The organism is Corynebacterium sp. HMSC05H05, assembly GCF_001807265.1.
Taxonomy (GTDB): domain Bacteria; phylum Actinomycetota; class Actinomycetes; order Mycobacteriales; family Mycobacteriaceae; genus Corynebacterium.
Genome location: NZ_KV788422.1, coordinates 21,574 through 41,500, shown reverse-complemented (window position 1 = coordinate 41,500; position 19,927 = coordinate 21,574). Strand labels below are relative to the sequence as shown.

19 protein-coding genes are annotated in these 19,927 nt (G+C 65.6%); 5 read left to right on the top strand and 14 right to left on the bottom strand.

Going from position 1 to position 19,927, the window contains the following annotated elements; all coding sequences use genetic code 11:
• Window positions 1-1,211, top strand: a 1,211-nt coding sequence (locus HMPREF3151_RS11065; RefSeq protein ID WP_246815272.1) for an ATP-binding protein, incomplete at its 5' end; no start/stop codon positions are given.
• 257 nt (window positions 1,212-1,468) lie between these two features.
• On the opposite strand, the gene HMPREF3151_RS11060 is transcribed toward HMPREF3151_RS11065, so the two are convergent.
• The 3 genes from HMPREF3151_RS11060 to HMPREF3151_RS11050 all read right to left on the bottom strand — a co-directional run bounded on the left by HMPREF3151_RS11060 (window position 1,469) and on the right by HMPREF3151_RS11050 (window position 3,747).
• Complete coding sequence (locus tag HMPREF3151_RS11060) at window positions 1,469-1,672, bottom strand: biotin synthase auxiliary protein BsaP (protein ID WP_070475997.1); 204 nt, start codon at window positions 1,670-1,672, stop codon at window positions 1,469-1,471.
• 21 nt (window positions 1,673-1,693) lie between these two features.
• Window positions 1,694-2,755, bottom strand: coding sequence for a biotin synthase BioB (gene bioB / locus HMPREF3151_RS11055; protein ID WP_070475994.1), 1,062 nt, complete (start codon window positions 2,753-2,755; stop codon window positions 1,694-1,696).
• 77 nt (window positions 2,756-2,832) lie between these two features.
• Window positions 2,833-3,747, bottom strand: coding sequence for an exodeoxyribonuclease III (locus tag HMPREF3151_RS11050; RefSeq protein WP_070475991.1), 915 nt, complete (start codon window positions 3,745-3,747; stop codon window positions 2,833-2,835).
• Window positions 3,748-3,807: 60 nt separating this feature from the next.
• Between HMPREF3151_RS11050 and HMPREF3151_RS11045 the strand changes: the two genes are divergently transcribed.
• Window positions 3,808-5,994 (top strand): NADP-dependent isocitrate dehydrogenase, encoded by a 2,187-nt coding sequence (locus HMPREF3151_RS11045; RefSeq protein ID WP_070475989.1) that lies wholly within the window; start codon window positions 3,808-3,810, stop codon window positions 5,992-5,994.
• 233 nt (window positions 5,995-6,227) lie between these two features.
• On the opposite strand, the gene HMPREF3151_RS11040 is transcribed toward HMPREF3151_RS11045, so the two are convergent.
• Both HMPREF3151_RS11040 and HMPREF3151_RS11035 read right to left on the bottom strand, forming a co-directional pair.
• Window positions 6,228-6,434 carry a hypothetical protein gene (locus tag HMPREF3151_RS11040; RefSeq protein WP_070475987.1) on the bottom strand — a complete coding sequence of 69 codons (207 nt, stop codon included), beginning with the start codon at window positions 6,432-6,434 and terminating at the stop codon, window positions 6,228-6,230.
• Between the two features lie 170 nt (window positions 6,435-6,604).
• On the bottom strand, window positions 6,605-7,483 hold the full coding sequence (locus HMPREF3151_RS11035) for a DUF559 domain-containing protein (protein WP_168160632.1): 879 nt from the start codon (window positions 7,481-7,483) through the stop codon (window positions 6,605-6,607).
• A 187-nt stretch (window positions 7,484-7,670) separates the two neighbouring features.
• On the opposite strand from HMPREF3151_RS11035, the gene HMPREF3151_RS12135 reads away from it, so the two are divergent.
• Together HMPREF3151_RS12135 and HMPREF3151_RS12130 are read left to right on the top strand one after the other, a co-directional pair.
• Complete coding sequence (locus tag HMPREF3151_RS12135; protein ID WP_070475981.1) at window positions 7,671-9,005, top strand: O-acetylhomoserine/O-acetylserine sulfhydrylase; 1,335 nt, start codon at window positions 7,671-7,673, stop codon at window positions 9,003-9,005.
• Complete coding sequence (locus HMPREF3151_RS12130) at window positions 9,006-10,142, top strand: homoserine O-acetyltransferase MetX (protein WP_070475978.1); 1,137 nt, start codon at window positions 9,006-9,008, stop codon at window positions 10,140-10,142. It abuts the gene before it with no gap.
• On the opposite strand, the gene HMPREF3151_RS11020 is transcribed toward HMPREF3151_RS12130, so the two are convergent.
• The 7 genes from HMPREF3151_RS11020 to HMPREF3151_RS10990 all read right to left on the bottom strand — a co-directional run bounded on the left by HMPREF3151_RS11020 (window position 10,139) and on the right by HMPREF3151_RS10990 (window position 17,432).
• Window positions 10,139-10,804: a metallophosphoesterase family protein gene (locus tag HMPREF3151_RS11020; protein ID WP_070475976.1), complete on the bottom strand. Its 666-nt coding sequence runs from the start codon at window positions 10,802-10,804 to the stop codon at window positions 10,139-10,141. The two genes, HMPREF3151_RS12130 and HMPREF3151_RS11020, sit on opposite strands and share 4 nt — an antisense overlap.
• 170 nt (window positions 10,805-10,974) lie before the next feature.
• A complete protein-coding gene (locus HMPREF3151_RS11015) occupies window positions 10,975-12,270 on the bottom strand; it encodes a hypothetical protein (RefSeq protein ID WP_070475973.1) in 1,296 nt (431 codons plus the stop codon).
• 63 nt (window positions 12,271-12,333) lie between these two features.
• Entirely contained in the window at window positions 12,334-13,992 is a 1,659-nt protein-coding gene (locus HMPREF3151_RS11010) for an ABC transporter permease (RefSeq protein ID WP_070475970.1), read from the bottom strand.
• 9 nt (window positions 13,993-14,001) lie between these two features.
• Window positions 14,002-15,063 carry an ABC transporter substrate-binding protein gene (locus HMPREF3151_RS11005; protein ID WP_070475967.1) on the bottom strand — a complete coding sequence of 354 codons (1,062 nt, stop codon included), beginning with the start codon at window positions 15,061-15,063 and terminating at the stop codon, window positions 14,002-14,004.
• Between the two features lie 33 nt (window positions 15,064-15,096).
• Window positions 15,097-16,086 carry an ABC transporter ATP-binding protein gene (locus HMPREF3151_RS11000; protein ID WP_070475964.1) on the bottom strand — a complete coding sequence of 330 codons (990 nt, stop codon included), beginning with the start codon at window positions 16,084-16,086 and terminating at the stop codon, window positions 15,097-15,099.
• Window positions 16,087-16,183: 97 nt separating this feature from the next.
• Window positions 16,184-16,444: a DUF3017 domain-containing protein gene (locus HMPREF3151_RS10995; protein WP_141741415.1), complete on the bottom strand. Its 261-nt coding sequence runs from the start codon at window positions 16,442-16,444 to the stop codon at window positions 16,184-16,186.
• 115 nt (window positions 16,445-16,559) lie between these two features.
• A complete protein-coding gene (locus HMPREF3151_RS10990) occupies window positions 16,560-17,432 on the bottom strand; it encodes a bifunctional methylenetetrahydrofolate dehydrogenase/methenyltetrahydrofolate cyclohydrolase (RefSeq protein ID WP_070475962.1) in 873 nt (290 codons plus the stop codon).
• Window positions 17,433-17,447: 15 nt separating this feature from the next.
• Here HMPREF3151_RS10990 and HMPREF3151_RS10985 point away from each other — a divergent pair, with 15 nt between their 5' ends.
• The gene (locus tag HMPREF3151_RS10985; protein WP_083290335.1) at window positions 17,448-17,921 is read left to right on the top strand and encodes a tRNA (cytidine(34)-2'-O)-methyltransferase; all 474 of its coding nucleotides are present in this window, start codon (window positions 17,448-17,450) and stop codon (window positions 17,919-17,921) included.
• Here HMPREF3151_RS10985 and HMPREF3151_RS10980 read toward each other — a convergent pair.
• The gene (locus tag HMPREF3151_RS10980) at window positions 17,868-19,262 is read right to left on the bottom strand and encodes a PH domain-containing protein (protein ID WP_246815271.1); all 1,395 of its coding nucleotides are present in this window, start codon (window positions 19,260-19,262) and stop codon (window positions 17,868-17,870) included. The genes HMPREF3151_RS10985 and HMPREF3151_RS10980 overlap by 54 nt on opposite strands.
• Window positions 19,259-19,753, bottom strand: coding sequence for a PH domain-containing protein (locus tag HMPREF3151_RS10975; RefSeq protein ID WP_246815270.1), 495 nt, complete (start codon window positions 19,751-19,753; stop codon window positions 19,259-19,261). Before HMPREF3151_RS10975 ends, HMPREF3151_RS10980 begins: the two co-directional genes overlap by 4 nt.
• Window positions 19,754-19,927: the final 174 nt, after the last annotated feature.

Here is a 19,927-nt window from a genome sequence, read left to right as displayed (position 1 = left end):
GCCGCGGCGAGTGCTTCGTGGAGCGCTACCTGGACCGCGCCCGCCACGTGGAGGCCCAGGTGCTGGCGGACCAGCATGGCAACGTCGTCGTTGCTGGCACTCGCGACTGCTCGTTGCAGCGCCGCTTCCAAAAACTCGTTGAGGAAGCCCCCGCCCCGTTTCTCACCGACGAGCAACGCCATCGCATCCACGACAGCGCCAAAGCTATTTGCCGCGAGGCCGGCTACCAAGGCGCCGGCACCGTGGAGTACCTGGTGGGCGCCGACGGGCTGATCTCGTTTCTGGAGGTCAACACCCGCCTGCAGGTGGAACACCCCACCACGGAGGAAACTACCGGGGTGGATCTGGTGCTGGAACAGTTCCGCATCGCTGCAGGCGAACCCCTACGATTCGCTGGCGATATTGCCCCGACGGGCCACGCCATCGAGTTCCGCATCAACGCCGAGGACGCGGGTGCGAACTTCATGCCCGCACCCGGCAGCGTGACGCGCTACGCCGAGCCCGCGGGCCCTGGTGTGCGCGTGGATTCGGGTATCCGCGAAGGCGCCGAAATCGGCGGGCAGTTCGACTCCATGCTGGCCAAACTGATCGTGCGCGGCGAGACGCGCGAGCAGGCCATCGCCCGAGCTCGACGGGCGCTCGCCGAGTTCCAGGTCGAAGGGGTGCCCACCGTCATCCCGTTCCACCAGCGCACGCTCGCAGACCCGGCGTTTGCCGCCCCGGACGGCAACTACTCGGTGTACACGCGCTGGATCGAGGAGGAGTGGGACCCGGACATCTCGCCTTACGACGGCAACTCCGCCGAGGACACCGAACCCGATTCAGGCCGGCGCACCCGGACCGTGTCCGTGAGCGTCAACGGCCGCTCCATCGACATCACCTTGCCGGAGCCGCTGCTCCTCGGCGCGGTGGCGCAGCGTCGGCGCGAACGCAAGCGCCGCGCACGCGCAGGCTCCGGCGGCGCCAAGGGCGGCGCGTCCGGCGACGCGCTGGCCGCCCCGATGCAGGGCACCGTGGTCAAGCTCAACGTGGGCGAGGGCGACCGGGTCTCTGCCGGCGACGTCGTTGTCGTGCTGGAGGCGATGAAGATGGAAAACCCGGTGAAGGCCCATCGCGACGGCGTGGTGCGCAGGGTCTGCGTCCAACAGGGCGCGAACGCGAAGAAGGGCGAGGCGCTGCTCGAAATCTCGGACGCCTCGTCGGCGAGCTAGACCGGGCACGGCCTAGCTCGCCCGAATCCGGGGCCAATCCACGCCCATTCCGCGGCACATTCCCCGCCCCCAGTCCGAGGATGCTTACCCCAGGATGCTTACTTGTCGAGTAGCGCGCTCCCCACCGGCCGACCACACTCGAGAAGTAAGCATCCTGGGGTAAGCATCTAGGCCGAGTAAGCATCCTGGGGTAAGCATCTGGCTCAGAGCTGCGGCCGAAGCCGGGCCCGCGACCAGGCCCAGCCCGGCGCCGTCCCTTACCGCTCCACCCACTCGGAGCGCAGCAGGCCGTGGCGGGAGCAGGCCGCCTCCCACGCCATCGGCGAAATTTTCACCACCATGCGGCGGCCACACAGCGGGCAGATGCGCGGTGCATCGTAGGGGCGGGCCGGGTCGAGCGGCCAGGCGATCTCGCCGGACAAAACGGCGTCGGCGAGATCAGTGTTGTCAGGGATCTTCATGCGCGAAAAACCTAGCGGAACTTACAGCGACTTGATGGTGTCGTAGAGCACGCCGTGGCCGGAGTTGACCTTCTCGCCCACCGGGGTAATGCCCAGGTTCACGCCCGGGGTCGCGCCCTCCATCACGCGGTCCACGGCGTCGCGGTCCTTCTCCATCGGGCGGCCGAAGGTGGTCAGGTAGTTGCCGCCGATAATCGCGTTGGCGCCGCCCATGAGGCCGGCTTCGGTGCCGTCGTCGCCAAGCGCGAGCTCGGTGCCGCCCGCGAAGCGCAACTGGGTGGACGGCATGGCCAGGCGGAACGCGGCGACGGCGCGCAGCGCCTCGCCCTGCGGGACCAGCGGACGGTCCGCGAACGGGGTGCCGGGGCGCGGGTCGAGGAAGTTCATCGGAACCTCGTGCGGCTGGATCTCCGCGAGCTGGGTGGCGAACTCGGCGCGCTGCTCAATGGTCTCGCCCAGGCCGATGATGCCGCCGCAGCAGGTTTCCATGCCCTCTGCCAGCACGTTTTCCAGGGTGTCCTTGCGCTCCTGCCAGGTGTGGGTGGTCACCACGTTGGGGAAGAAGGACTCCGCGGTTTCGAAGTTGTGGTTGTAGCGCGACACGCCCATCTTGGCCAGCTGGCGGGCCTGGTCGCGGGTGAGGATGCCAAGGGAGGCGGAAATCGAGATGTCCACCTCGTCCTGGATGGCGGTGACGGCCTCGGCGACCTGGTCGAGCAGCTGCTGGGTTGGCCCCTTCACGGCGGCGACGATGCAGAACTCGCTCGCGCCCATCTTCTCGGACTGCTTGGCGGCTTCGACCAGCTCGTTGATGTCCAGGGTCACGGCGCGCACCGGGGATTCGAACAGGCCGGACTGGGAGCAGAAGTGGCAGTCCTCGGGGCAGCCGCCCGTCTTGAGCGAAATGATGCCCTCCAACGAGACGTCCACGCCGCAGTGCTTGATGCGCACCTGGTGCGCCAGGTCGAGCAGTTCGGGCAGGCGCTCGTCTTCGATGTTGAGGATCTGGACGAGCTCCTCCTTGTTCAGGCCCTCGCCGTTTTCCAGGGCCTTTTCGCGTGCGATGTCAAGGATGTCAGTCATTACGCTGCACTCCGTTCTTGGTGGTTCACGTCACAAGTAGGAATCAGTGTAGCCCGCCCTTGAACGGTGTTCAGCGTTTAGCGGTATTCAACCAAAAGTGGCGAGTGGTCGGACCACCGCTGCTCCACCGTCGGCGCCTTGTCCACCCAGGTCCGCTCGGCGCGCTCGAGCATGTTCGCGGTGGCCGCCTGCACGTCGATGCGCCACCCCGCGTCGTTGTTGAAGGCCTGTCCGCGGAACGTCCACCAGGTGTACGGTGCGTCGTCCGGGTGCAGCCTGCGTGCCACGTCGAACCACTTCGGGGAGCAATTTGCTTCTCGACGCCCCTCGGACACGTACTCCACAGCCCCCGCCCACACAGCATCTGCCTTGACGTCTAAGTCCTGGGCCTCCTCGTCCGGGAAGCAGCCGAACACCGCGTCCATGAACGCGCGCTCGTGCGGCAAAAAGCCCGACTTCTTCCGGTTGGTCTTCCAATTCTTCAAGTCCTCGCGGCGGTGGCAGATGTTCCAATCGCCGCCGATGACCATGTCCGGATACTCCCCCGCCCACTGCTCAAGCAGCGGCTCGAACTCGTCGAGGAAGCGGTACTTCTCGTCCTGCTTCGGGGTGTCGGCGGAACCCGACGGCAGGTACAACGAGCCGACGCGGGTGCCGTCGGAAAGTGTGGCAGCGATGAAACGTCCCGCATCTTCGAAACTGGGGATGCCGAAGGTGACGTCGTTAAGCGGAGTGCGAGACAGGATGCCCACACCCGCGCGCCCCTTCGCACCGGGGGTCTCCGCGGGGGCGACGGCGAGGTGCCACCCCTTTTCCAGCGCGGGTGCCAACGCCGCGCGCGCCTGGTCCGCGGTGGCGCGAACTTCCTGCATAAGCACCACATCCGCCGGGGTTTCATCGAGCCAGGCCAGCATGCCCGGGTTGTTTTCGTTGCGAATTTTGGTGGCGGCGCGGATGCCGTTGACGTTGACCGACGCAATTGTGAGACTCATGTGTGATGACCCTAGTAGTCTGGTTGGCTGAAGTCAGACACCTTATAGCTAAGGAGCATTATGGCGAAGATCATTTGGACCCGCACCGACGAAGCGCCGCTTTTGGCGACGTACTCCCTCAAGCCCATCGTGGAGGCATTCGCCTCGCGCGCCGGCATCGACGTGGACACCGCCGACATCTCGCTGGCCGGCCGCATCCTCGCGCAGTTCCCGGACCGCCTCGGCGACAAGAAGGTCGACGACGCGCTGGCGCAGCTCGGCGAGCTGGCCAAGACGCCGGAAGCCAACATCATCAAGCTGCCGAACATCTCCGCTTCCCTGGTGCAGCTGAAGAAGGCCATCGCCGAGCTGCAGGCCGCCGGCTTCGACATCCCGGATTACGAGGACGCGCAGGACAAGTACGACGCAGTCAAGGGCTCCGCTGTGAACCCAGTGCTGCGCGAGGGCAACTCCGACCGCCGCGCCCCGGAGGCCGTGAAGAACTTCACCAAGAAGCACCCGCACTCCATGGGCGAGTGGTCCTCCGACTCCAAGACCAACGTCGCCACCATGGACGCCGGCGACTTCCGCCACAACGAGAAGTCCGTCATCATGCCATCCGAGGACACCTTGACCATCAAGCTGGTCAAGGCCGACGGCGGCGAAGAGGTGCTGAAGGACGGCCTCAAGGTTGAGAAGGGCGAGGTCATCGACGGCACCTACATGTCCGCTAAGGCTCTCGACGCCTTCCTGCTGGACGCCGTGAAGCGCGCCAAGGACGAGGGCGTGCTCTTCTCCGCGCACCTGAAGGCCACCATGATGAAGGTCTCCGACCCGATCATCTTCGGCCACGTCGTGCGCGCCTTCTTCAAGGACGTCTACGACAAGTACGGCGAGCAGCTGCTCGCAGCGGGCCTGGACGGCGAGAACGGCCTCGGCGCAATCTACGAGGGCCTGTCCGAGCTGGAGAACGGCGAGGAGATCCGCGCAGCCTTCGACAAGGCCCTGCAGGACGGCCCGGCGCTGGCACAGGTGAACTCCGCCAAGGGCATCACCAACCTGCACGTGCCGTCGGACGTGATCATCGACGCCTCCATGCCGGCGATGATCCGCACCTCCGGCCACATGTGGAACGCCGACGACCAGGAGCAGGACACCCTGGCCGTCATCCCGGATTCCTCCTACGCCGGTGTGTACCAGACGGTTATCGACGACTGCCGCGCAAACGGCGCCTACGACCCGACCACGATGGGCACCGTCCCGAACGTCGGCCTCATGGCGAAGAAGGCGGAGGAGTACGGCTCCCACGACAAGACCTTCAAGATCCCGGCCGACGGCAAGGTCCAGGTTGTCAACGCTGCCGGCGACGTGCTGATCGAGCACGACGTCGAGGCTGGCGACATCTGGCGCGCATGCCAGACCAAGGACGCCCCGATCCAGGACTGGGTCAAGCTGGCCGTCAACCGCGCACGCCTGTCCGGCATGAAGACCATCTTCTGGCTGGATGAGGAGCGCGCACACGACCGCAACCTCATCGAGCTGGTGAAGAAGTACCTGGCCGACCACGACACCGAGGGCCTGGACATCTCCATCGCTTCCCCGGTCGAGGCCACCAAGACCTCGGTGGAGCGCATCCGCCGCGGCGAGGACACCATCTCCGTGACCGGCAACGTGCTGCGCGACTACAACACGGACCTGTTCCCGATCCTTGAGCTGGGCACCTCCGCGAAGATGCTCTCCGTCGTCCCGCTGATGGCTGGCGGCGGCCTGTTCGAGACCGGTGCCGGCGGCTCCGCCCCGAAGCACGTCCAGCAGGTCGAGGCGGAAAACCACTTGCGTTGGGATTCCCTGGGCGAGTACCTCGCACTGGCCGAGTCCTTCCGCCACGAGAAGAACACGAACGGCAACGACAAGGCAGGCGTCCTCGCGGCCGCACTGGACCAGGCCACCGAGAAGCTTCTCGACGAAGGCAAGTCCCCGTCCCGCAAGGTGGGCGAGATCGACGACCGCGGCTCTCACTTCTGGCTCTCCCTGTACTGGGCAGAGGCACTGGCAGCCCAGACCGACGACACCGAGCTGGCCGAGGTCTTCGGCCCGATCGCGAAGGATCTGCGCGACAACGCCGAGACCATCGATCGCGAGCTTCTCGACGCCCAGGGCAACGCCGCCGACCTCGGCGGCTACTACTGGCCGGACGAGGAGAAGACCTCCGCGGTCATGCGCCCGTCCGCAACCTTCAACAAGATCATCGACGCACTGGAGAAGTAGCTCGCTCATCTAAAAACGGCCGGCCAGGGTTTCGCGCCCTGTGCCGGCCGTTTTTGTTGCCCCAGGATGCTTACCCGAGGATGCTTACCCCGGCTAGATGCTTACCCGAGGATGCTTACTTCTCGAGTAACGCGCAGGAACCAACCGGAGGTTCGTCGAGAAGTAAGCGTTTGGGAGTAAGCATCTAGCAACAGGTAAGCATCCTGGAGTAAGCATCTAGCCCATCCGCGCGGCTATCCCGCCTCGGGGCGGAAAGAGTAATCCCCGGTCCAGGGATTGTGGATCTGAACTTCGTAGCCGATTCCCTGGTCTGCAGCACCTTCAAGGAGCGATTGCAATTCCTTCGCATTGAAGTAGCTCTTGCCCAACACAAGCCCAGCCGCAATGAGTGCGATAAGAAGCACGAGTGCAATCACGCTCGCGATCGTGGTGCGGTTCAACGTCAGTCCTTTCCGGTTCGAGTGCTCCCCGCAGCGTACCTTCTTTTACACCCGACAGGCTTGGTCCATCCGACTCGCCGAGGATGCTTACCCGAGGATGCTTACTTCTCGAGTATCGAGCAAGAACCAGCCGGGGGTTCGTCGAGAAGTAAGCGTTTGGGAGTAAGCATCTAGCCCATCCGCGCCGCCAGCACCTCGGTGCCGGCCAACGCAGCCCGCACTTCCGCGATGAACACGTGGGGTTGTTCCCGCAGGAGCTTGGGCTCGAACCTCAGGATCACGTACCCCTTGTTGCCGATCCGTTTCTGGCGGCTGAATTCCTTCTTCCACACCTCGCCGGCGTCGTCGCGCTCGTATTTGATCTCGCCGTCGATTTCGATGATCAGCCATCCTTGGACCAAAAGGTCGGCGAAGTAGCGCTCGATCTGGGCTTGGGCGACCACCGGCCCGATCCCGGACTCGATCAACAAGCCCCGGGCCAGGGACTCGTACGCTGAATCGGAGTTCGGGATCGCGTGCTCCAGACACCTCCGGGCCACACCGATCCCCTTGGCCCGCCCCATTTTCCGGATCTCTTTTTCAATCGCGTCCCGTTCAATGCCGCGACGCAGGAGGTAGTCGGCGGCGATGAGCCCTTCGATGAACCCGTGGTAGCGGGCGATGTCGATGAACGTGCGGATCGGCGTAGAAAGACAGTGCCCCTCGTAGACCAGCTGCTCGTCGCGCCGAAGCTTGGAAAACCGGAACGCGTAGCGCCCACGTTGCGCCCGGCTCTGCGACACGCTCCGCGACGGTAGCGCCACCTCCACCGGTTCCTCCCCGCGTGAAATCACCCACATCCCCAGCTTCCGCGCCGCCGAGCGCCCCACCAGCACGGCGGCGTTGCTCACCATCGCGGCGGCCTCCACGCGCAGCCACTGCCGTTCGTGGTACTTCAGCTCGCCCCACGTTGCGGCGGGAAACCACACGGCCGGTTCCAGCTCCACAAACTCCCCGTCCGGGAAGGTGTCGTGCGTGAGCCTTCGCTTATCGACGAGCTCCGCCCTCAACTCCCCTTTCCGTTCTTCCCAACGCCCCAGTTCATGCGTGTCTTCTCGGTCCATCCCCATGCGTCTTAGACGCACGGAAGCCCGCTGCGGTTCCCTCACAGATTTATATTCAGCTAAACCCACAGCCCACACCCCATATAGACCGCTTGGTACACAACGGTAGACAAAGCGGACTACATTGCTTGCCATGACGAACCCGAAGCAGAAGTACGACAACTCGAACGCCAGCGAATGGTCGTTCGGCACCCGCTCCATCCACGCCGGCCAGCAGGTGGACCAGGATTACGGCGCGCGCAACCAGCCGATCTACATGACCACCAGCTACGTCTTCGACGACGCGCAGCACGCGGAGAGCCGCTTCAATCTCTCGGACGCGGGCCCGATTTACACTCGCCTGACCAACCCGACGCAGTCCGCGCTCGAAGACCGCCTCGCCTCGCTCGAGGGCGGCGTGGCCGCCACCGCGTTCGCCTCCGGCATGGCCGCGGAGACCGCCGCGATCCTCACCCTCGCCCAGGCGGGTGACCACGTGGTCACCTCTCCGCGCCTCTACGGCGGCACGGAGACGTTGTTCCAGCACACGCTGCCGAAGCTGGGCATCGACTTCACCTTCGTGGAGAACCCGGACGATCCGGAAAGCTGGCAGGCCGCCGTCCAGTCGAACACGAAGGCGTTCTACGGCGAGACCTTCGGCAACCCGATCGCGGACGTGCTGGACATCCCGGCGATCGCCGAGGTGGCCCACAACAACCAGGTCCCGCTGATCGTGGACAACACCATGGCCACCGCTGCCCTGGTCCGCCCGCTGGAGCTCGGCGCGGACATCGTGGTCCTTTCCACCACGAAGTTCTACACCGGCAACGGCGCGGCCATCGGCGGCGCGATCGTGGACGGCGGCTCGTTCGACTGGACCGTCGAGCGCGACGGAGAATCAGTCTTCCCGCTGTTCACCACCCCGGACCCGGCGTACCACGGACTGAAGTACGCGGACCTCGGCGCGCCCGCCTTCGCGCTGCGCGCCCGCGCCGGCCTGCTGCGCGACACGGGCGCAGCCATTTCCCCGTTCAATGCCTGGGTGGCGCTGCAGGGGATCGATACGTTGGCGTTGCGCGTCGAAAAGCATAATGCGAACGCGAAGAAGGTCGCCGAGTTCCTCGCCGCCCACGACAAGGTGGCCAAGGTGAACTACGCGGGCCTGGAGGGCTCGCCGTACAAGGCCACGCAGGAGAAGCTGGGGCTGAAGTACACCGGTTCGGTGCTGTCCTTCGACATCGCGGGTGATCAGGACGACAAGACCGCGGCCTGGAAGTTCATCGACGCGCTGAAGCTGCACTCCAACCTGGCCAACATCGGCGACGTGCGCTCGCTTGTGGTCCACCCGGCGTCCACGACGCACTCGCAATCCGACGCCGAGGGCCTCGCGCGCGCCGGCATCACCCAGGCCACGGTGCGCCTGTCCGTGGGCATCGAGGACGTCGAGGACATCATCGCGGACCTCGAGCGCGGCTTCGCGGCGGTGTAAATGCTGGCTGCGGAAGGCGAGCTGGGCACCGTCGCCATCGGCGACGTCCACACCGAGGCAGGCGCGGTGATCCAGGATGCGCACATTGCCTATCGACGGTGGGGCGTCCCCCGCGGCGACCTGGGCGGCAAGAACAACATCCTGCTGGTGGAGCATGCCTTAACCGGCGACTCGGATGCCGCCGACTGGTGGTGCGAGGCCATCGGCCCCGGCAAGGCGCTGGACACCGACGAATGGTGCGTGATCTGCACCAACGCTCTGGGGTCCTGCTACGGCTCCACTGGGCCGGCCAGCGAGCACCCGGACGGCGGCGTGTGGGGATCGCGCTTCCCGGCGATCAACATGCGCGACATGGTCCACGCCGAGCGCGCGTTCCTGGAAGCCCTGGGCATCGGCCGTGTCCACGCGATCATCGGCGGCTCCATGGGCGGCGCGCGCACCCTGGAATGGACCCTGCTCTACCCCGAGGCCGTGGGCTACGCGCTGGTGCTCGCAGTGTCCGCCCGGGCAAGCGCCTGGCAGATTGGCATCCAGTCCGCGCAGATCACCTCGATCACGCACGACCCGGACTGGCACGGCGGCGACTACCACGGCACCAATTGCGCCCCAGACGCCGGCCTGGCCGCCGCGCGCCGCATCGCGCACCTGACCTACCGCGGCGAGCTGGAAATCGACGAACGCTTCGGCACCGCCGCCCAGGCGGACGAGAACCCGCTCGGGCCTTACCGTGCCGACGGCGAGCGCTTCGCCGTGCAGTCCTACCTGGAGCATCAGGGCAGAAAGCTCACCGAGCGTTTCGACGCCGCCAGCTACGTCACCCTCACCGAAGCGCTCAACCGCCACGACGTGGGACGCGACCGCGGCGGGCTGAACAAAGCGCTGGCCTCGTCCACGGTGCCGACCATGATCGTGGGCGTGGACACCGACATCTTGTACCCCTACCACCAGCAGGAACACCTCTCGCGCAACCTGGGCAACCTGCTCGCCATGGCGAAGCTGTCCTCGCCGGTCGGCCACGACGCGTTCCTTGTGGAGGCCCGCCAAATGGACCGGATCCTACGCAATTTCATCTCGCTGACGCACGAAACGCCGTCCGCGCGCGAAGTTGCCGCGGAGCGCGGCGCCTACGACATCTAGAGGTCTATGACCTGCACCAAGGTGCCATCCGCGGCGGCGAGGTAGGCCCGGCCCATGCCGACCCAGCCGGCAAACGGGGCGTCGGCAAGCGTGATGCGTTGGTGCACATGCCCGAGCAGCCACGCACCGTACCCCAACGCGGCGAGCTCTTCTTGGGTGCACGGCAGGCACGGGTTGTTGGAGAACTCGCCGGTCACGGAGGTGTGCAACAGCCCCAGGTTCGGCGCTTCTTTGACCGGCGCCGGGAACTTTGCGACGAGCTCACGCGGGTCCCGGTCCACCTCCACCGCGGCGGTATGCAGCGCCCACCCGCCCGTGCGGATGGTCTGGGGCTCTTGCTTTGCGACGATCACGCCCTCCGGAATCACTGCCGTGAGATCGTGGTGCACATCGTGGTTGCCCGCGATGAACACAACGGTGTCGAACAGCTCGAGCCCGCGGGCGAAAAACCGGGTGACCTCGCCGTATGTCGCTTCGGTGAACCGCTTGCGGTCGATGACGTCGCCCAGCATGACCAGGTGCCGTGCGCCTGCCTCCGCGCCGCGTTGCAAGGTGTCCAGAGCCCAGTCGATGCCGGGGCCGGTCTTCTTGTCGCCGTGCTGCTTGCGGCCCAAGTGGATGTCGGCGACAACGAGGATGGGGGCGGCTGCGTGGTTGGGCATGGGAAAAGGATAGCCGCGGGCCCGGCCGCAGTTTTGAAAAACTCGTCCACTCAAAGTTCCGACCTGGGAGTTTGCGGGCCCAAACCGGCCGACACGCCGACTTCTACAAAATCTTGGTGCAAACCAATTATTGGTGGTGCCGGAGTTGTCCGCAATGCGGAGTCCGTGGGCTACACGTCGCCCAGGAAAATCTGGTTGTGGCGCAGGTCGAAGATGTCCACGTCCGCGACTTCCCCGTACACCATCGGGTACAGCTTCTCCCGGTTCGGCAGGCGCGTCTGCTCGTACTCTTCGGGTGACTGGTGGTCCAGCACCACGATGAAGCGGCGCCCCGGCAGCATGTTCAGCCCGTCCTCAAGTTCCATCGCGAATTCGTCGTTGCTCGCGTCGGTCCAGCCGCGGGGAATGACGTCCGCAATGTCGCGCGGTAGCCAGTGCCCAATCGTGCGGGTCAGCTCAACCGCCGCGTCGCTGCGCATCTCCTCGTTGAGGTCGGCTGCGCTGCGGGCCAGGTCCCGGGGCACTTCAAACATGGCATCGAATTTGTTCAGCACGGACAGCGAGTACGCGTACATCTCCAGCAGGTTGCGGCGATATACCCCGTCCTCGGCAAAGCGCGGGGAGTAGGCCAGATTGTCCAGTTGCTTCGCGCAGGCGAGTTCGGTGTAGTACTCCACCGGGGTGTAGCCGCAGGTGACTGCGCAAAACTCCTCGGCGGCCTCGCCAAGTTTCTTCAGCAGCGGGAACGCCTCATCTTCCGTGTCGACGATGTAGGTCAAACGCATGCCGTCGACGTAAACGGACGTGGCAAGCCGCGACATGATGGTCCCGTCCGGGTACATCGGCACCGGGTAGACGGTGCGGCCCACGGCGGTATAGCTATCCACCTCGTCGGCGTCCAGCATGTTCACGCTCACGGCCTCGTGGTCCGGGGTGAGCGTGGCGGCGAAGCTTTCCGGCGTCTGCAAATCGTCTACAACCACGACTCGCTCTGTGTGGCTGGTGCTTAGCAGTCGCGCTGGCAGACACGTCTCTAAGCAATCGTGAAACTCCTCGAGCTCATCCATGATGAAGTTGCCGGCTGCCTGTTCGCACTTCCTGGCCTGGTAGTAGGCGTTGGTAAAGCGCGGGTCCCATTCCTTGAGCACCTTGAGGTTGTCTGCGGCCTCCGCGAAGTAGCGACGCGCCTGCGACGGGGTGGCGTCCACAGAATTGCGCGCGAGGTCAAGCAGCTGGTGGGTGTTGGCCAGCACGAGGTAGGCGTCCAAGGACTCGTTGCGCCACGGCTCCACCGGCGTGTGCTCGGACGCGACTGCTGTCAGCGTCGCCGACAGCTCTCGGGCGAATTCAACCTGCTGCGGCGACGGGGCGTCGTAAAAAAGCGACTGCACCATCACGGTCACCTCAACCTCGGCGCCGGGGACGTCGGTGGTGAGCGCGAAGTAACTCGGGCGGGAATCTGTCATGCGGGACCTCCTGGGGAAACGACAGCTTCAACCCTACGAAGCCCGCCGACACGCAGCGTCGGGTTACCGAACGTGTGCGCTACTTCTGCCCTGCCACCACCGGATCAGCACCAGCACGACGGTGGAGGTGCCCACGCCGATCAGCGTCATGGCCATGGCTTCGGCGCGGTGCCCCTGCTCGAACTGGTTCATAATCCACGGCGCGAGCAGGTTGATGCGCGTCGGCCGGATCAGCGAGGACATGACCAGCTCGCGGATGCCCACGAAGAACGCGAGCAGCCAGCCGGCGAAGATGCCGGGGGCGAGCATGGGCAGGGTGACGCGGGTGAAGGTCTGCCAGGATGTCGCGCCGGCGACGGCAGAGGCCTCCGACAACGTCGGCGACATGGCGGCCGCGGAGGTTTTGATGTTCTGCACCGCCATCGGCACGAACAGCACCGTAAACGCCATGACCAGGATCAACTGCGATCCATACGGGGTAAACGGCAGCTTCGGCGAGTTCCACAGCAGGATGAAGCCGATCGCCAGCACGATGCCGGGCACGGTGTCCGGCGCCACGGCCAAAAAGTCGGAGACGCGCGCGGGCCAGCGGCGGCTGCGCATCGTGAACACCGTCACGGCCAGCGCAAGGATCACCGCGGTGGTAGCGCCGATGGCACCGAGCAAGATGGAGCGGGTCAACGCCTCCTGCCCGGACGGCATGGTCAGCACGATGTGGAAGTAGTCGAACGTGAGGTTGTCCAGTGTCGGCGGCTTGGAGCGCAGGATGGTCATCGCCGCCAGAATGATGGAGATGTACGGGATGAACACGCTCAGCGTGAACACCACCGCGGTGTACACCCAGGCAAGAGCCATCATGCTTCTCGACGGCCGAAGGTTGACCGCGCGAGAAACCCTGCCACCCGTGGCGAGCACTCCCCTGCCCGCCCACTGCTGGATCGCCCACGCCATCACGCCGAGGGTGAATAGCACGCTCGACGACGCCGCCGCCTTGGAGAAGTTCAACGGGTCGATGGTCACGTCCTGGTAGATCGAGGAGACGAGCACCTCGTAGCCGATCGCGTTGCCGAGGGTGACCGGGGTGCCGAACTCGCCGGCGGCCTTGATGAAGACGATCAGCGCGCCGAGCGAGTACGGCCCGACCACCGCGGGCACGACCACGCGGCTGAACTGCTGCCACCGGCTCGCCCCCGCCACCTGCGCCATCTCCAGCTGCGAGGCCGGGATCGACGCGAACGCGTTGCGCAGGATCAGGTAGAGGAACGGGAACAGCTCGGCGGCCATGATGAAGCCCATGCCCCACACTGAGTTGATGGCGGACCGGACGGCGTCGCCAAGCGTGGGCCCCAAAAGCATGTCCGCCACGCCGCGCAGGCGGGTGAAGTCCATCCACGCCATTGCCGCGGCGAACGGCGGGGTCATAAACGGCACCATGACCAGCACTTCCACCCACCCGGCGCGCCGCATGGGCGTCCAGGCGCGGAAGAATGCCAGCGGTGCCGCGAAAAGGGTGGCGAAAAAGACGACGAGGACGGAAAGCCAGACCGTGTTGCGGATCACCCGCAGCATCTCCGGGCGCAGCAGGCTCTGCAGGGCAGAGTCTTCGCCGCGGTATCCGGTCACTGCCGTGACCAGGACGGACACCAGCGGTGCCGCGACCAGGACCAGGAGGATGATCAGGACCGGGTAGACCCCGGGGTTGGTTTTCGTCTTCGCCGTCATTGCTGCCTTTTACTTCAGGTAACGGTCAGCGAACTGCTCGCGGACGTTCTTGGAGTCCTTGGAGATGGCGGTCCAGTCGTCGGAGATCTGGTTGATGTCCGCCAGCTTCGGGCCGTTCTTCGGGTCCACGTTCTTGTTGGACGGGATCATGTTCTTGGACGCGGAGATCTGCTGCGCCTCCTCGGAGAACATGAAGTCCACGAAGGCCTTCGCGGCGTCCATGTTGTCGGAGGACTGCATGATCATCACCGGGCGCGGGGTCACGGTGGTGCCGGAGGACGGGATGACAACCTCCAGCGGCTCGCCCTTGCCCTTGGCGGAGTAGGCGGAGTAGTCCACGCCGCCGAAGACGATGCCCTTGGAGCCGGAGGTGACCTGGTCAAGCGCCGGGCCGTTGGCGCCCTGGACGATCATGCCGTTGTCGAAAAGCTTGTCAAACAGCTCCCAGGTCTTGTCTTCGCCCCACTCGGAGATCATGGCGGTGAGCAGGTCGGCGGCGGTGCCGGACTCGCGCGGATCCGGCATGATCACCTGATCGGCGTACTTCGGGTCTGCCAAGTCCTCCCAGTCGGAGGGGATGTCGGAGACAACATCGGTGTTGGCCACCAGGGCCAGCGCGGAGCCGTCGCGGCCGTGGAAGGTGTCGTCGTCTGCGTTCCAATCGGCGTTGGCGTCCTCGATGTTCTCCGGCTTGTAGGACTCCAGGGCACCGGTCTGAGCCTGCTTGTTCGCGGCGTTCCAGGACGCCAGGTAGACCACGTCCGCCTGCGGGTTCGCTTCCTCGGCCTTGATCTTGGCGGTGACCTCGCCGGTGGTGCCGGCGAACACGTTGACGGTCACGCCGGTGCGGTCCTGGAAGGCCTCGACGAGCGCGTCGGTCAGGCCCTGCGGGTTTGCGGAGTAGTAGTCGATGGAGCCGGACAGGCCCTCCGGGGCCTTCCACTCGTCGGCGGCGACGGTCTCGTTGTTCGCGCCGGTGGACTCGGCGTTGTCGCTGGACTCGACGGAGCCGCAGGCCACCAGGCCGAACGCGGCGGATGCGCCCGCAAGGGCGGCGATGAACTTCTTCATGTTGGGAAATCTCCTGTAAAAGGGGAAACGGGATTAGGAACGCGGGGTGAGCGTGAGCAGCACGTCGTCGCCGCGGCCCAGGCGGTGCCTGGTGTAGGCCAGCCACGGCTCCGGCGCACCCGGCACGACACTGCGGATTTCGTAGCGCCCGCCGGTGTACTGGCTTTCCACCACCTCGCCGACGATGGAGTTCGCCGGAAGCACATCCGGTCGCTTTCCATGCAGCGGGGTGACCTCGAGGTCCTCCGGCCGGTTCGACGGCAAGGTCTCGTGGGTGTTGGTCACGCCGACGAAGCCGGCGACGAAGTCGTCCGCCGGGTGGTCGTACAGCTCCACCGGGTCCGCGAACTGCGCGACGTTGCCGGCGTTCATCACCGCCACGCGGTCGGACATGGCCAGCGCCTCCGACTGGTCGTGCGTAACGTAAATGACGGTGAGGTTCAGCTCGTATGCCAGGCGGGTCAGCTCGGAGCGGATCTGGGTGCGCAGGGCTGCGTCGAGGGCGGACAGGGGCTCGTCCATAAGCAAAAGCTCCGGGTCGGAGACGAGCGCACGCGCAATGGCGACGCGCTGCTGCTGGCCGCCGGAGAGCTCGTTCGGGCGCTGCTCGGCCTTCGCACCGATGCCCACCATGTCCATCGCGCGGGCCACACGCTCCTCGCGCTCCGTCTTGGACACCTTCTGCTTGCCAGTGGTCAACGGGAACTCGACGTTTTTTGCCACGGTCATGTGTGGCCACAGCGCGAGGTCCTGGAACACCATGGACAGGTTGCGCTTGTTCACCGGCACATTGGTGTTCGGGCCGAACACCTCGCGGCCGGCGAACTCGATCACGCCCGCATCGGGAGTTTCAAGCCCGGCGATGCAGCGCAGCAGCGTGGACTTGCCGCAGCCGGAGGGGCCGAGGATGGAGACGAACTCGCCTTTCGCGATGTCCAGGGACGTCTCGTGGAGCCCAGTGCCGTCCGCAAACTCACGCCGGACTCCCTGTAAGGAGACCTGAGCACTGTTACGAAAATTCACCCGTGGCACATTAGGGACGCAAGGTTGCCGCCTGCAGACGTCTAGCCGACGCCAAAGTGAACACCTGGTGAAAGTTTGGTGGTCCTGCGTCGGTGAGCTACGACCCTAATGAGTCCACCGACCAGGACAGCCACAGCATGGCCGCGCCAAGGGCGGTGGTAAACAGCGCGTCAAAACGCTTCGAGCGCACCGCCACCAGGCCAATCACCCTGGAATCGCAGGTCAGACGCATCACGGTGAGCCACAGCATGGCCGCGCCAAGGGTGAACGTGGCGCGGCGCCAGTGCTCCGTGGCCGCGTAGAGGCCCGAGAGCACGAACCCCACCACGAACAGCGCGGCCATCGCCCGCTGCACCATAACGGGCAGCGGGGAGGCGGCGGCGCCGCGGTCGTGGGGGTTGTCCAGCGTCAGCCCGTCCGGAAGCTCCGTCCCAGGCAGCTGGATCTTGCTACTTGCCAAACCGGCTCACGCCCTAGCTGGCGTCCTGGCCGATGCCGGCCTGGCGTTCGGCGTTTTCCACGATGTTGCGCACCAAGAACGTGCGCGTCATCGGGCCCACGCCGCCCGGGTTCGGGGAGACCCAGCCGGCCTTCTCCCACACGTCCGGGTGCAGGTCGCCGACGGTTTTGCCGTCGACGCGGGACACGCCGACGTCGAGAAGCGCGGCGCCTTCCTTGATCATGTCCGCGGTGATCATGTGCGGCTTGCCGGCGGCGGCGATGATCACATCCGCGCGGCGCGTCTCCGCGGCCAGGTCCTTGGTGCCGGTGTGGCACAGCACGGTGGTGGCGTTGACGTCGCGGGCGGTGAGCATCAGCGAAATCGGGCGGCCCACCGTCACGCCGCGGCCGATCACGCACACGATCGCACCGTTCAGATCCACGCCGAAGCGCTCCAGCAGTTTGATGGAGCCGTTCGGGGTGCACGGCAGCGGCGCGGGCTCGTTGAGCACGAGCTTGCCCAGGTTCACCGGGTGCAGCCCGTCGGCATCCTTCGCCGGATCGATCAGCTCCAGGATGCGGTTTTCGTCCAGGTGCTTCGGCAACGGCAGTTGGACAATGTAGCCGGTGACGGCCGGGTCGTGGTTCAGCTCGTCGATAAGCGTCTCCAGCTCCTCCTGAGTGCAGTCGCCCGGCAGCTCCTTCATGATGGACGCGATCCCCAGCTCCTCGCAGTCCTTGTGCTTCATGCGCACGTAGTTCTGGCTCGCCGGGTCCTCCCCCACCAGCACCGTGGCCAGGCCTGGGGTGACGCCGTGCTCAGCTTTGAGACGAGCCACGCGCTCCTTCAAATCCGCGAAAATCTCCTCGCGGTAGAGTTTTCCGTCCAGTTTGATCGCAGTCACGGCCCCAATCCTAGACTGTCAGGCGTGCTCCACCTGATCTACGACAACCCGGCCATCGGCGGCAACGCCGGCGCCGCCATCCGCCTCGCCGCCAACACCGGGGCGCAGCTGCACTTCGTCGAGCCGCTCGGCTTCAACTTCGACGACAAGCACTTAAAACGCGCCGGCCTGGACTACCACGACCTGGCGGATGTGATCATTCACCCGGACATCGACGCCTGCTTCGACTCCATCCCGGATTCCCGCATCTTCGCGTTCACCGCGCACACCGAGCACCACTACCACGAGGTGTCCTACCGCGACGGCGACGCGCTGCTGTTCGGCAACGAGGCCAACGGCATCCCCGACGAGCACCTCACCCACCCGCGGATCACCCGGGAAGTGCGCATCCCGATGCTGCCGGCGCGGCGAAGCATGAACCTGACCAACTCCGCGTCAGTCGCCGTCTACGAGGCGTGGCGCCAGCTCGGCTTCGTCGGCGGTATCTGACAAGGGGTCCGTCACCTGCATCGGTGGGAGCTTGCGGGCCCGCAGCTTATCGACGATTTCACGTGCCTGCGCCTCCCCCACATCGCGCAAGGAGACACTGAACGGGCCGGGCACCATGTCGAGGTCGACGTTGGCCAAGCCGAGGGCGCGCTGCAGCGGGCCCTGCTCGAACGCCAGCTCCTGGATGTGGGGCGTTTCTACCATCTGGTACCAGCGCCCCAGCCGCCCGGCGGTCGCCGCGACGGCGCCGTAGCGGATGGTGACAGTCTGGCGTTTCCAATCGATCGGCGAGACCCACCGTGCGCTGCGCGGCGAGCGATAGTCGGTGGCGGCGAGGTCCGTCAGGTCGCTGCCAGTCATTGGCCCGATGGCATCCACCATCGCCTTCGCCTGCTCCCACGTGCCCACCGGCAGAAGTTTCGAGGTGCCGGACTGCTTGTTGCGCTCCGAGCCGTAGCCCGCCACCACAACGGAGACGGTCCACCAGCCGAAAAGCCGCCAGAACATCGGCTGGCGCAGCTGCACCGCGTGGATGCGCGAGCGTGGCACCGCCTGGCGACGGCGGTTAGCCAGCCCGTACGTGAGGTGGAACATCTCCCCCTCCTTGACGCAGGTGAACCGCCAGGACTGGTCGATGGTGCGCCAGATCCGCGGCAGGAAACCCACCAGCACCGGGATGATCGCGGCGGCGGTCAGGTCCGTCCAGATCGGAACCAGTGCCCAAATAATGGTGAACAGCGTGGACATTTGGAACGCGGTGCCGATGAGCGACCTGCGGATCGGGATTGGGGGGACGAGGTTCGGGCCGGAGGCGTCGATAGGCACCTGCTTCTGCGGCCCCCCGATGCGGCGGAGCAGTTGCGCGCGCACCTCCTCCGCTTCATCGCGCGGCAGGTAGGTGATGTCGATGGCGGATTGCGCGTTGCCGGCGGCCTCGATGCGCACCGACGCGAGGCCGAAGATGCGCGGCGCGAAGGATTCGATGACGTCGACGGCCTGGATGCGGTCGTAGCGCGCGGCGCGGACCTGGTTGGTCAGCACGCCGCGGCGCACCTCCACCTCCTCCTCGCCGATTTTGAAGCCGCTGCGGCGCCACCAGATCTGGGAGACCGCGAAAATCACCGCGAGTGCCGCGACGGCACCCGCCGCCGCCCACGCGATCTCGCGCGCGCCGACGTTTTCGCGCTGCGCCCAGTGGTAGATGGGCATGGTGAAGTTGAACAACGCGATCGTGGCTAGGGCCAGCACGAACGCCCACACGCGCAGCAGCGGGGTGAGGCGGTGGATGCGTCGGTAGCCCTCCATGCCGGGCGTGGTGTGGAGGTTTTGCTGGGTGCTCACAGGCCGCTCATCCGCTCGCGGGCTTTGACGGCGAGACGGTCGCGCAGCGCGTCGGCGTCCTCGGCGAGCAGGCCCGGAAGATCTGAATCCGACGAGCTCGACGCCGTGTGCACCTTCAGCTCCTTCAGACCGAGGGAGCGGGAGATCGGGCCGGACTCCACATCCACGAACTGGATGCGCCCGTACGGGATCACCGTGATGGTGTGGAACATCTTGCCCTTGCTCAAGACCAGCTCATTGTCCGTTTCCAGCCAGCCCATGTTGCGCACCTGGAACGGGATGAGGAAGAACCGCCAGATGAAAAAGACGGCGAACAGCCCCAGCGGGATGAGAAAACCCCAGCCCCACTCGCGGTAGCAGAGGTAGAGCCCGCCGCAGACGAAGAACATCCAAATGGCGTTGCTGACCAGCTTCGGCCACATCAGCTTCGGGGAGACCTTGTGCATCGTCTCCACCGAGGTGGGCAAAGGCTGCAGCGGTGCGTCTGACATGGCGCTCACGCTACCAGCCCGGGATGGTGGGGTCGTTCCGGCGTAGATGCTTACTCCAGGATGCTTACTCGACGTAGATGCTTACTCCAGGATGCTTATCCATCGAGTGCGGCGCCCCGAACTGCCCTTGGTATCTCGATAAGTAAGCGTTTAGAAGTAAGCATCCTCGGGCGG